This window comes from Bacteroidota bacterium, assembly GCA_008933805.1.
GTDB lineage: Bacteria > Bacteroidota > Bacteroidia > UBA8524 > UBA8524 > SB11.
On the sequence record WBUH01000022.1, the window covers coordinates 25006 to 37383 of the forward strand.

Annotated in this window: 12 protein-coding genes; 5 read left to right on the forward strand and 7 right to left on the reverse strand. The window is 42.0% G+C overall.

Annotation, left to right across the window (positions count from 1 at the left end; all coding sequences use genetic code 11):
- Window positions 1-73 precede the first annotated feature (73 nt).
- The 4 genes from F9K23_17225 to F9K23_17240 form a co-directional block, all read right to left on the reverse strand.
- The gene (locus F9K23_17225) at window positions 74-604 is read right to left on the reverse strand and encodes a DinB family protein (GenBank protein KAB2913401.1); all 531 of its coding nucleotides are present in this window, start codon (window positions 602-604) and stop codon (window positions 74-76) included.
- Between the two features lie 85 nt (window positions 605-689).
- The gene (locus F9K23_17230; GenBank protein KAB2913402.1) at window positions 690-1421 is read right to left on the reverse strand and encodes a DUF2007 domain-containing protein; all 732 of its coding nucleotides are present in this window, start codon (window positions 1419-1421) and stop codon (window positions 690-692) included.
- A gap of 72 nt (window positions 1422-1493) precedes the next feature.
- Window positions 1494-2468, reverse strand: a complete 975-nt coding sequence (floA, locus tag F9K23_17235) for a flotillin-like protein FloA (GenBank protein ID KAB2913403.1) — start codon at window positions 2466-2468, stop codon at window positions 1494-1496.
- A gap of 12 nt (window positions 2469-2480) precedes the next feature.
- Window positions 2481-2948 carry a hypothetical protein gene (locus F9K23_17240; GenBank protein ID KAB2913404.1) on the reverse strand — a complete coding sequence of 156 codons (468 nt, stop codon included), beginning with the start codon at window positions 2946-2948 and terminating at the stop codon, window positions 2481-2483.
- A gap of 495 nt (window positions 2949-3443) precedes the next feature.
- On the opposite strand from F9K23_17240, the gene F9K23_17245 reads away from it, so the two are divergent.
- The 5 genes from F9K23_17245 (at window position 3444) to F9K23_17265 (ending at window position 9821) form a co-directional block, all read left to right on the forward strand.
- Window positions 3444-4163 carry a LexA family transcriptional regulator gene (locus F9K23_17245; GenBank protein ID KAB2913405.1) on the forward strand — a complete coding sequence of 240 codons (720 nt, stop codon included), beginning with the start codon at window positions 3444-3446 and terminating at the stop codon, window positions 4161-4163.
- Between the two features lie 46 nt (window positions 4164-4209).
- Window positions 4210-5598, forward strand: coding sequence for a DNA polymerase III subunit epsilon (locus tag F9K23_17250; GenBank protein KAB2913406.1), 1389 nt, complete (start codon window positions 4210-4212; stop codon window positions 5596-5598).
- Window positions 5599-5697: 99 nt separating this feature from the next.
- On the forward strand, window positions 5698-7143 hold the full coding sequence (locus tag F9K23_17255) for a VWA domain-containing protein (protein KAB2913407.1): 1446 nt from the start codon (window positions 5698-5700) through the stop codon (window positions 7141-7143).
- Between the two features lie 327 nt (window positions 7144-7470).
- Entirely contained in the window at window positions 7471-8985 is a 1515-nt protein-coding gene (gene dnaB / locus F9K23_17260; GenBank protein ID KAB2913408.1) for a replicative DNA helicase, read from the forward strand.
- A gap of 95 nt (window positions 8986-9080) precedes the next feature.
- A complete protein-coding gene (locus F9K23_17265; GenBank protein ID KAB2913409.1) occupies window positions 9081-9821 on the forward strand; it encodes a DUF2490 domain-containing protein in 741 nt (246 codons plus the stop codon).
- 127 nt (window positions 9822-9948) lie between these two features.
- Here the strand turns inward: F9K23_17265 and F9K23_17270 are convergent, their stop codons facing one another.
- The 3 genes from F9K23_17270 to F9K23_17280 form a co-directional block, all read right to left on the reverse strand.
- Window positions 9949-10362, reverse strand: coding sequence for a hypothetical protein (locus F9K23_17270; protein KAB2913410.1), 414 nt, complete (start codon window positions 10360-10362; stop codon window positions 9949-9951).
- Between the two features lie 2 nt (window positions 10363-10364).
- Window positions 10365-11765 carry an MBL fold metallo-hydrolase gene (locus tag F9K23_17275; protein KAB2913411.1) on the reverse strand — a complete coding sequence of 467 codons (1401 nt, stop codon included), beginning with the start codon at window positions 11763-11765 and terminating at the stop codon, window positions 10365-10367.
- Between the two features lie 96 nt (window positions 11766-11861).
- Complete coding sequence (locus F9K23_17280; GenBank protein KAB2913412.1) at window positions 11862-12353, reverse strand: hypothetical protein; 492 nt, start codon at window positions 12351-12353, stop codon at window positions 11862-11864.
- Between the last annotated feature and the right edge of the window lie 25 nt (window positions 12354-12378).

The following is a 12378-nucleotide window of genomic DNA, read 5'->3' on the forward strand; positions in this document are numbered from 1 at the left end:
CGCAGTACTGTTTGGTATTGTTTAAACAATGTGTGGGAGATAATCCCGTTTACACAAAGTTACTCAATTTAAATTAAGCCGTTTGTACTAAGTACTTTTCTTTAATAACGTTAATATGATGCATTTCGTGTCCTGCTATTAAAAAACCTATCGACCTTACCGATAATTGAGTGTCGCGCGCAGGGCCACTAAGCTCTAATACCGATGGGTGCAGGGTTTTAAATTGCAGTAACGTAGCATTTCTTAATAACTCCCACTCTTGTAGTAAATCTTCTTTGGTACGTGTATCTGCCAGTGATGATGTAACAAAGGTATGTACATCATAACCGGGTATTACGCTTAGCTCGTTTCTTGAAAAGCGCATAGCCCTGAAACAAAAGCTGCGTTCAGAATCTATAAGGTGTTGCAAAACTTCTTTGATGCTCCATTTACCTTCTGCATATCGGTAATTCAAAGCTTCGTTGCTCAAAGGGTTTAGAAGTGCAAGGGTATCGTTGTGTATGGTTGTTAAAGCAGTAACTAAATCGGTGTCGGCAGCAAATTTCTTAATGTAGTAATCGTAAAAGCCAAAGGTTTCGTGTGCAGCCGGAGGTGTTATCGTCATAAAAAGTGCGGGTATTATCAATCAATACAAAAATACTATTTGTAATGGGTATTAAATCATCCGAAAGTAAAAGGAAAGCAAGATTTTAATACCGTTTTACATAACAGTGTATTACTGTTGTATTGCTCGTTAACATCAAAGAGCCGCCACTGCCCGAAAATGTTGCCTTGTAACATTTATTATATACGTATGATAATGTATCTGCCTGTATACAAACGAGATTGTTTTCAGTAATGTGCCAAGTACCTTGTGCAACGGGGGTATTGATGCCGGGTAATTGTACGGTTGAACTTTCATCAAAAGAAAGAGACTCGGTACAAATTCCCGGTATTACAAGAGCAATTCCTGTTGTGTGTGGAGTATATGATTTACCCTCATACTCTATATGAGAAACACACCACGAATTAGCCACTAACCTGTCGTAGGTTAACGGGATTAATAAATACAGGATAGTAGAGGTGATAGTAACTACTGTAATGGCAAGCAATACGTATAAACGGTGCTCAACGGATAGCTTTTTTAGTAAGGGTATGTTTGAGGTGCCTTTATCAAAAGCTTTTTGCAGTGCTGTGGGTTCTTGTTCTACCCGTGGAGTTAAGTACCCGTTCTCTTTTAACACAGCCAATGCTTTTTGGGTGTCGGCTTCAAAAATTTGCAGCTTAACTCCGCCAATTGCTCTTGAGTGCTTTGATATTTGAATAGCAAGACTGTCTTTTAGAAAGCAGGTAATACCATTACTTTCAAGCAGACCCACTGTATAGGAAGCTTCAAATGCGGTTGAAAAAGTTAAGAGCGTTACTAAACGGGTTTGGCTCATCAAAACAATTTTTAAAACAAAACCCCGCTTTTGGCGGGGTCTGTATATTTTTCAAATTAAGAAAATTTCAAATTACTTGTCTTTCTTTTGAGCATCGGGGCGGGCAATGCTTTCGCGCATATCCGTATCGGCTTTCAGGTTTTGCATTTTGTAATAATCCATAATGCCCAAATTACCGCTTCTAAATGCCTCGGCCATTGCCAAAGGTACTTGTGCCTCGGCCTCAATTACTTTGGCGCGTGCTTCTTGTATTTTAGCTTTAAATTCTTGCTCGGCAGCTACCGCCATTGCACGGCGTTCTTCAGCGCGGGCGTTGGCCACTTTCAAATCAGCATCCGCTTGGTCGGTTTGTAGTTTTGCACCCACGTTGCTACCGATATCAATATCTGCAATATCAATAGAAAGTATTTCAAACGCAGTACCTGCATCCAGCCCTTTATCCAATACCACTTTTGATATACGATCGGGGTTTTCCATCACTTCTTTGTGGTTCAATGCAGAACCAATGGTAGTTACAATACCTTCACCCACACGGGCAAGTACGGTTTCTTCGCCGGCACCACCCACCAATTGGCGTATGTTGGTACGCACTGTTACACGGGCTTTGGCAATCAGCTGGATACCGTCTTTAGCTACCGCAGCTACAGGAGGTGTATTGATAACGCGAGGGTCAACTGAGCGTTTTACCGCATCAAACACATCACGACCTGCAAGGTCAATAGCAGTAGCCATTTTAAAATCAAGAGGGATATTAGCTTTATCAGCCGATATAAGGGCTTTGATCACGTTGTTTACATTACCGCCCGCCAAAAAGTGGGTTTCCATTTCGTTGGGAGTAATTTTCAAACCGGCTTTGGTTGAGGTAATCAAAGCGTTTACAATTAATGATGGCGGAACTTTACGGAAACGCATCAGCACTAATTGCAGTAAACTAACCCGTACGTTTGATATAATGGCAGTAAACCACAAACGAATGGGAATGAAGTATGAAAAAACTATCAGGCCAACGATTGCCGCAACGGCAATAAAAATCATCATAATATCCATAGTATCGGTGTTTTAATTTTCTGTTTTACGAACGTATATCTTGTTATCTTCAATCTTATAAACTTCAATAGGGGTGTGGGCTGCAATAATACCGCCCTCGCTGCTCACCTCGTATTTTTCATCACCAAACAGGGCGTTGCCCATCGGTCTCAACTCTGATATGGTAATGCCGCCTGTACCCACCTTCACCAAATCCTCGTCAATGGTATTCATTTTTCCGTCCAGCTCATCTTTCAAGGCCAAACGTTTCCATGCCCCTGATTTTAAACTATAGTAAATAATGACTGCTGTACTTATAAGTGTGGCCGCTGCACTGATATGACCTGCGGTGGTGCCGTATAGCTTGTAAACTTCAAACACGCCAAAGCCCATCATGCCAAAGGCCAATATACCCAATATGCCGCCCGGTACTACCAAAAGCTCTAATACCAGTAATGCAATGCCCAGCAGGATTAATAAAATGATTACGGCAATGTTCATGGCGTGAGAGGTGATTTTAGCAAATATACTGATTTTGCGGCTACGCGGGGTGAAAATACTGATTAGGTAATAATGATTTTACATTGGGAGAGGGTGCAGTTTACAAATAACAACCAAACCTAAGTGTGAGCGATGATGGGTGAAAGGCTTGTAAATGAGATGTATATGTAAAAAAAATGGCCGCACTTGAGTTAACAAGTGCAGCCCTATCAATTGCATTGCTTATGTCCCGTCTCCCGACGGATTGGAAAAGCTGGTACAAAAATACCACGGCTTTTAGTCTCACGCAATAGTTTTATTAAAAAAATTGTTAAGATTGAGGCTAGGGGTATTAACTTTTCACTTTTTTGATGGCTAAACGTTAAATTATCGTTAATATTGGTCTTCTGTAGGGATTGATATTTCTTTGACGGTTTATTTTTTAAACATTATTTTGTTTATTTAAAAAACATTAAGAAATTTGTACACACAACCAAGTTATCAACAAGTGTACAAATGTATATCCACCAAAATCTAAAACTGCTAAGAAAACGCAAAGGCCGCACCCAGCAAGAGGTTGCGGATGCCGTGAAGCTAAACCGCTCAAGTTTGGCAGGGTATGAGCTGCAAATACAACCCGACCTTGAAGTGCTCATTCGCTTATCAGAATACTACAATGTTACCATAGACACGATGGTAAAGGTAGAATTGGAGCGTTTATCTGAAAAACAATTGAGCGAGCTTGACCGAGGCATGGATTATTATGTGCAGGGTAATAAGCTGCGGATATTGGCTACTACAGTAAATAACGAGAACCGTGATAATATTGAGGTAGTGCACCAACGTGCCAAAGCCAGCTATTTGGCCGGCTACGCCGACCCTGAGTTTGTAGGCGAATTACCGCTTGCCAACCTGCCTTTTTTGGATAGGGATAAGAAATATCGAGTATTTCAGGTAGACGGAGACAGTATGTTGCCCATAAAGGATAAGAGCTGGGTGGTAGGAGAGTATGTGGACGATTGGACACGGGTGAAGGACGGCCTATCTTATATTATACTTACCGAAAACGAAGGGGTAGTGTTTAAAACCGCCTATAACCGTATTAAAAACGACGGTAAACTGTTGCTATGCTCACTGAACCCATTGTACAAACCGTTTGAAGTAGAAGTAGGCGATGTGAAAGAGGTATGGCGGTATGTGATGAACATGAGCTTTGCCGATATTGCATGGGATTAAAAACAGTTGTTAGTGTTTGGTGTTTAGTACGTAGTATCAAAAAACGATGGCAACCAACGTGTACGCAGTAGTTGATATAGAAACCACGGGAGGTTTTGCCCAAAACCATTGCATTACCGAAATAGCCATTGCTGTGTTTGATGGCAATGAGGTAGTGGATTGGTTTGAAAGCCTTGTAAACCCCGGTATCTCTATTCCCTTGCACATTACTGCCCTTACGGGGATTAGTAATGAAATGGTAGAGGATGCTCCCGCATTTGCAGAGATTGCCGAAAAGGTGTACGAAATGCTAAAACCCTGTATGTTTGTGGCTCACAACGTAAACTTTGATTACTCGTTTGTGCGTAGCCAGTTGGCCGATGAAGGCTATAACTGGGATGCCAAAAAACTTTGTACCGTACGTCTTTCACGCAAAATATTCCCCGGTTTTCAATCGTACAGCCTTTCATCGTTGTGCAACGAGTTGGGCGTGGTGCAAACCGTGAAACACCGTGCCGGAGCAGATACCATGGCTACGGTTGAGGTGTTTAAGCAACTGTTGCAAAACGATAAAGACGGGGTGATACAAAAATCGCTGAAAGGCAATGCAGGCGAGTTTAGATTACCTGCCCACCTGAACCGCGAAGAATTTGATGCCCTGCCCATGACTACGGGAGTGTATTACCTGATGAATGAAAAAAGTGAGGTGATATATGTGGGCAAGGCCAATAACATTAAAAAAAGAGTAGGGCAGCACTTTTCGGGCAAAATAACCCAAGAAACCCGCCAAGGTTTTTTGAAAGAGATAGCCCACATAAGCTACGAAGAGTGCGGAAACGAATTGGTGGCTCTGTTGCTGGAAGAACAGGAGATAAAAAAACACTGGCCTAAGTATAACCGTGCCCAAAAGAAAATAAAGTTTGCGTGGGGCTTGTTTGATTACACCGACCGCAAAGGCCATATCCGTTTGGGTATTGATTATATAAGACGAGGCGGGAAACCGCTGATGCGCTTTGCCACACAGGCCGAAGCCCGCCATTTTCTGCTCACCAAAACCGACGAATACCGCTTGTGTCCGAAGTTGTGCGCTATTGACACGTCAGAAAATGAAAGCTGCAACCCTATTATTACCAAACATTGTACGGGCAATTGCCGCAAAACCCAAAGTGTTGAAGAATACAACAGCCGCGTACAGGAGTTTATAGACCAACTGGACGAATACAAGCCCAGCTTTGCTTTGTTGGGCAAAGGCAGACGCACCAACGAGTATGCAGTGGTATATGTAAATAAAGGCACCTTTAGGGGGTATGGTTTTATCACCAAAGATGCTGCATTAACCACACCCGATGAGTTGGAAGACTTTATAAAACCCTGCAAAGCCACCATCGATTCAGAGTTGATTGTCAACTCATACCTGCGCCGCAACCCTACTGCCAAAATGGTGGTTTTCAATTAAGTGTCTTTCTCCTTTTTCGACGAGTAAAACCTCTGCGCAATACTTTTTTAGTTTCAACGTCGTTTTCAAAAACAGTAAACCTACTTGTTGTTTGATCGTATGAAAACACTAAAACTTACCCCGTTATCGGGCATTATTGCCATCATAGGGCTTGCAGTATGCGCCTTAAGTTTTAATTACAGCGCTCCAAAGCCCGGCCAATCACAAACAAATGCGGGTACGCATTTTATTCCACCCGATACTAATGTGTTTTTAAGCAAATCAACCGTTAAGAGCCACGGGCTTATTACCTTTACTACAGGGGTTGATAACAGCTATTACATGACCGACAGTTCTAACTCTGGGTATCTATACCTTGAAGCCAAGGCTGCGAAATTTGTCCCCGAGAACAATACCCGATTACCGCTAAACATATCATTGGTGCTTGACCACAGCGGCTCGATGAGTGGTGATAAGATGGCCTATGTGCTGCAAGCGGCAAAGTTTGTAGTGGATAATCTAAGCAGTGAGGATTACCTATCTGTGGTAGTGTATGACGATGAAGTCACAATAGTGCATTCTTCGTCTAAAGTCACTGATAAATCAGCTATTAAGGCAAAAATCGATCGTGTGTATTCAGGCGGTAGTACCAACCTAAGCGGGGGTGCATTAGAAGGGTATGCACAAGTGAAATCAACCTTTAGAAAAGAATGTGTGAATCGTGTGTTACTGCTTTCTGACGGGTTGGCAAACGTGGGTATAACCGATACCGCACAACTGCAAAAAATTACCCGCGACCGTAACCTTGAGCATGGTATTTCGCTATCCACTTTTGGGGTAGGTACCGATTATAACGAAGACTTGATGACAGGCATGGCCGAGTACGGCAGCGGTAATTATTACTTTATTGATGCCCCTGATAAAATTCCGCAGATATTTCAAAAAGAGCTTTCGGGCTTGTTGAATGTAGTAGCGCAAAATGCTGTAATGGAAATTGAACTGCCTGAAGGGGTGATGTTAGACTACGTTTTTGGCTATAAATATGAATACAAAGACAATAAAGTGTTGGTTAACTTCCGTGATATCTATTCTGAGGAAACCAAAGGCGTATTGGTGAAATACTCGATAAAAAGGAAGATGGATTTACCCCTTACGTTCAGCACACAACTAAAATACGACGATGCACAAACGGGAGCGAGGATAGAGTTGAAAAACACCGATACACGTTTGGCAACCCGCGATTACAGTATATACCGCACACACAATAACGAACAGGTTTTGCAGCAGATAGTACTGTTTGAAGCCAACCGCCGTATGGAAATGGCCATGCGCGAGGTGGATTTGGGTAACTACACAAATGCACGTTCACTAATGATTGAAAACACCGTGTATTTGCAAAAAATGTCGGGGGTGGTGAATGTAAACAAAGAAATAATTGTAATCGACTCGTTGAACAGGAGCTACTCAAACGGTATTAAAGATATTGAGAATAAAGGGGTAGAAGAACGCAAACGAATACAGAAGAGCAATAAAGAAGAAAACTATAAAATGAAGAAAAAGAAATAATGGCAGCGTTTATACCGTGCCAAACAAAAGCAGCCTATACGGCTGCTTTTGTTCTTTTTGAGCAATAGCAAAGCATACAGCCGATGTTTAAACCTTAATTGTTTTAGGTTGTGCACGTTGTGCGACTTGTGAGGGCTTGCCTGCCGGGTAGTTATAAACAACTAATACACAAAATATTGGGGCACGGTGCAAAAACAACCCCCAACATTCACTTTATTTTTATCATTATTCTGTTCAATGGGTTCTGCGAAAATTAACAAGTTTAATCGGCTACATTAATCTGCCCATACTATCTTCGTACCCCGTTTTTCAAAATGGGATGTTCATATGGCAAAACAAGTAACTACCCGAAGGACCAACAAACGTTTAGGAAACGAAGATTTTATGCCGGCCGGCAAAATTCCACCCCAAGCAACTGATTTGGAGGAAGCCGTACTGGGAGCGATGATGCTTGAAAAAAACGCCTACACGGCCGTTTTAGAAATCTTAAAACCCGAAGCGTTTTATGAGCCTAAACACCAAACCATTTACAATGTTTGCAAAGGGTTGTTTGAAAGGGGGGAGCCTATTGATATTCTTACCGTTACGGCTGAACTGCGCAAAGCAGGTGAATTGGAAGCCGTAGGCGGGGCATACTATATTACACAGCTTACCAACAGGGTATCATCAGCGGCTAACGTTGAGTACCACGCCCGTATCATCTCAGAAAAGCACATACAACGTGAACTGATACGTATAAGCACCGAAATTACTAACGAGGCTTTTGAAGAAGGTGCTGATGCACTTGGCTTGCTGGATACTGCCCAACAAAAGATTTTTGAGGTGAGCGAGGGCACTATCAGCCGTGATGTAGAGAAGATAGACGACCTATTGAAAAAGGCCATTAAGAACCTTGAAAGTATAAAAGACCACGAAAATACATTAACAGGTATTCCCTCAGGGTTTGTGGAGTTGGATAGGGAAACCAGCGGTTGGCAAAAATCAGATTTGATTATCCTTGCAGCCCGTCCCGGTATGGGTAAAACGGCATTTGCCCTTTCTACTGCACGTAATGCGGCCGTAGATTTTGGTAAATCGATAGCCGTATTTTCATTAGAGATGAGCGGTGAGCAGCTAGTCACTCGTCTTATATCGGGTGAAACAGAAATCATTAGCCAGAAAATGCGTAGCGGTGATTTGACTGCACAAGAGTGGGACAGGCTAAACAACAAGATTGGTAAGCTGGCCAATGCGAAGATATTTATTGACGATACCCCGGGTATATCGGTGTTTGAATTGAAGGCAAAATGCCGTCGACTAAAAGCACAGCAGGGCATTGATATGATTATTATAGATTACTTGCAGTTGATGAGGGGCGAGGATAGCAAAGGGCAAGGAAACCGCGAACAAGAGATTGGTTACATTTCGCGTTCGTTGAAAGGGTTGGCTAAAGAGCTGCATGTACCTGTAATAGCCCTTGCACAATTGAGCCGTGCGGTGGAAACCAGGGGTGGAAATAAGAAGCCCATGCTTAGTGACTTGAGGGAATCGGGTTCTATTGAGCAGGATGCGGATATGGTAATGTTTTTATACCGCCCTGAATATTATCAGATAACTGAATTTGAAGACGGTATGCCTACCCAAGGGCTTGCCGAGGTAATGCTTGCCAAGCACAGGCACGGTGCCATTGGTGATTTTAGGGTTCGTTTTCAAGGGGAGTTTGCCCGTTTTGTGGATATTGATGCCATGAGTATGCCAATGGGTGGTACTGATTTCGGGTTTAGTGAAGACCCCGGTGTGCGTTCTATTACCCTTCAATCAAAAATGAACAACGACGATTTTGACGATATGCCTCCATTCTAAAATATGTAAGAAGATTACCTGTGTTAACAATTTGGTAATAATTTGATAATATTTTGCGAGCAAATTCTTAACATTAGAACGGCTTGAAATCTTACATGAGGCTAATAATGACGGTGCTTTGCAGCCTGTTATTTTGTTTTACGGGTACTGCCCAAACAAAGGAAGTGGGAAGTTGGAACATGGCACACGTCCGTTTTTTCTTATCTAATAATATAAGTGTATTTGGCGAAGCCCAAATACGGTCGTTACGTTTTTATACCCATTACAATTATTACGAATACAAAGGCGGGATAAACTACCATGTGAACCCGGGTTTGATGGTTTCTTTGGGCGTGGGGGATTATGATACGTATAAAGAAGGCGGAAACTTTGTAGTACCTAAAAACAACGATGAATATCGCATTTGGCCGCAAGTGGTGGCTACCCAAACCGTAGGTAAGTTTAGAATTGAACACCGTTACCGTGCAGAGCGCAGGGTGAGTGATGCAGGTTTGCGTTACCGCTTTAGGTTTAGGGGCGGGGTGATGTATCCTTTCGGAAAGGCAAAAAACAATGTGCAGCCTTTTATGGTGGGGGTTAGCAGCGAACTTTTCTTAACTAATAAAGAGCCGTTTTTTGAGCGTAACCGCTTCTTCACAGGGTTTAGCTATAGGCCAAATGCTATGGTAACTATGCAGGTGGGCTATATTAACCAGTTTGATTACAAGCTAACCAGCAAAAAAGACCACGATTATTTCTTTATTTCGGTGCAGTTTGAGATAAAGGATAACGGAAACTCAAAACCAAAAGAAGGGCAAAAAACAAGTTATGTGCCCAGTATGGTTGGAAGTATGTAGTTAGTGTAAAAACTAATTTATTTCAAACTCATCACCCATTTCGGGTATTTCAATGTTTACAACCCCTTTTGACGATATGTCTTCATTTTAACGACTGATTACCAATTATTTAAGTCTCTATTTGTCATTAATTTAACTGCGACAAAAAATAGTTGTTCTTACTTTTATTGAAAGTTACCAGCCAGTTGTATTTTTTATCACAAACAAAGTAATTATTACCGTGAAGTTGGGTAATTGCGTCTATAAAACACCCATTGCAGTCGTACAAAAGATTTATACCCGATGGAGTTCCATTTGTTAAAATCACCCAGTATTTTTTATCATTTTTAATGCGCTGTTTATAGTCTTCCATATTAATGATATGTTTATTCTTTAGACGATTTTCCCAGTTTTGGTAAGTGTATTTTGCATCCGTTTTGATTAAGAAGTGCTTTTCAATTTCTTTAAAAACCTCGCTCCAAAATGTATAAGGAATACTTAGGTCTTTAGTTGTGAGTTTTTTTGACTTGATAAAAAACTCAATTTTCTCTTCCCAAAACATAATTAGTTTACCTCAAACTCATCACCCATTTCGGGTATTTCGATGTTCATAAACCCTTTGGCCGCCAAACGTTCTTTTAATGCAGTTTGTGCTTCGTAATCGCCGTGAACCAAAAACAGTTTACGTACCATAGCGGGGTTTTGGCTGCTCAAATACTCTAAAATTTCTTTGTAATCTGCGTGTGCACTGAATGAGTCCATCACTTCAACATGGGCGTTTACTTGGTATTCTTCACCAAAAATACGCACCATTTGTTCACCTCTGCGGATGGCACCTCCCAAACTGCTGGGTGAGCTGTAGCCCACAATCAGTATGGTGTTTTTGCTATCTGTAATGGTATTGGCAATGTGGTGTTTTATCCTTCCTGCCTCGGCCATGCCTGATGCTGATATAATGATACAAGGCTCCTGAAGCTCGTTTATCTTTTTAGATTCTTCAACCTTTGATATGTAATGAAGATTAGGAAAGCTAAAAGCATCCCCGTCTTTTTCAATGTATTCTAAAATATCGGGGTTAAAGTAGTCTTCGTGCTCCTTCATTACCATTGTAGCCTTTACTGATAAAGGACTATCCACAAATACCTTTATTGAAGGGAGTAAACCCTCGCTGCTTAATTGGTCAAGTTGGTAAATAAGCTCTTGGGTACGGTCAACACTAAAAGCGGGTATCACCAGCTTTCCACGTCTTTCAACGCACGTTTCACGCACCACCCTCAACAAGTTATTGCGGGTATCGGTGGCAGGTTCGTGCAAACGGTCGCCATACGTGCTTTCACAAAGTATGTAATCGGCTTGCCTAAACGCTTCGGGAGAACGTAAAATCATGTCGCCGGGGCGGCCTATATCGCCTGTAAACGTTAGTTTAATCTCGCGCTCTTCTTTAATACTCAAATGCACCGCGGCACTGCCTATAATGTGGCCTGCATCGGTATAATGAAAGCTCACTTCATCATCAATGGTATATTCAGTTCGGTACGGAACGTTTACAAACAAATCAAGTGTTTTGTAAACATCCGTTTCATCATACAACGGCTCAAGTTGTTCTTCGCCTCTTTTTTTGCGGCGTTGGTTCACAAACTTCACGTCCATTTCCTGAATGTGGGCGCTATCCAGCAGCATAATCTCGCATAGCGATTTAGTGGCCGGAGTGGCATATATAGGCCCGCTAAAGCCTTCAGAAACAAGACGGGGTAATAATCCGCTGTGGTCGATGTGTGCGTGTGAAAGAATCACACAATCCACCTCTTTGGGATTAAACCCGAAATGGCGGTTCATGTAATTACTGTCTTGGTCGCTGCCTTGAAAAAGGCCGCAATCAAGAAGAATTTTTTTTCCGTTGTTGGTGGTAATCAGGTGTTTGGTGCCGGTTACAACCTGCGCCGCTCCGTAAAACTCAATCTTCATAACTCTCAGCTAGCAAATTGCATTATTAGGTGGGAATAAACAAATTTTTCAACGTGATGCTACTATCCTGCACCTTGTACTGTATTAATTCAAACGTTAGTTAGATACCTTCACCTGCCAGCCGGCACTCATAAAGTATTTTATTTGTGATGGGAACAGTAAGTGGTTCAGTAGCGACCCCGTCAGCCCTATGCCAAACGTAATACCCAGCCGCTGCCCAAAACTCATTTGCGGGTTGTTGGTTAAAATAAGCGGGTACGCAATTATTGATGCGGTGAGCGTTACTACCTCGGTAACACCTTTAAGTATATCACGGTATTTATTAAACTTTCTAAAGCCCATTATATCGCTTACCCGCACTTTCCAGTTGTTCTCAAAACCCACAAAAGAGTCGTTGATGTTTTCTATCCGTCCGTAATAATCTTGCACCTGACCTAAATAACCCCTATACAACACCCGCATCATGTCACCTTGTTTCACCACAACGGTTTTGTTAGCATGGGGCAGGGTAAACACCAGTCGTTGCTGGGCTACAGCAGTATAAACACAGGCAAGCATTATGCTTAGTACCAAAAAGTATTTTGACATTGTTGCTATTTAGAAAATTAATATT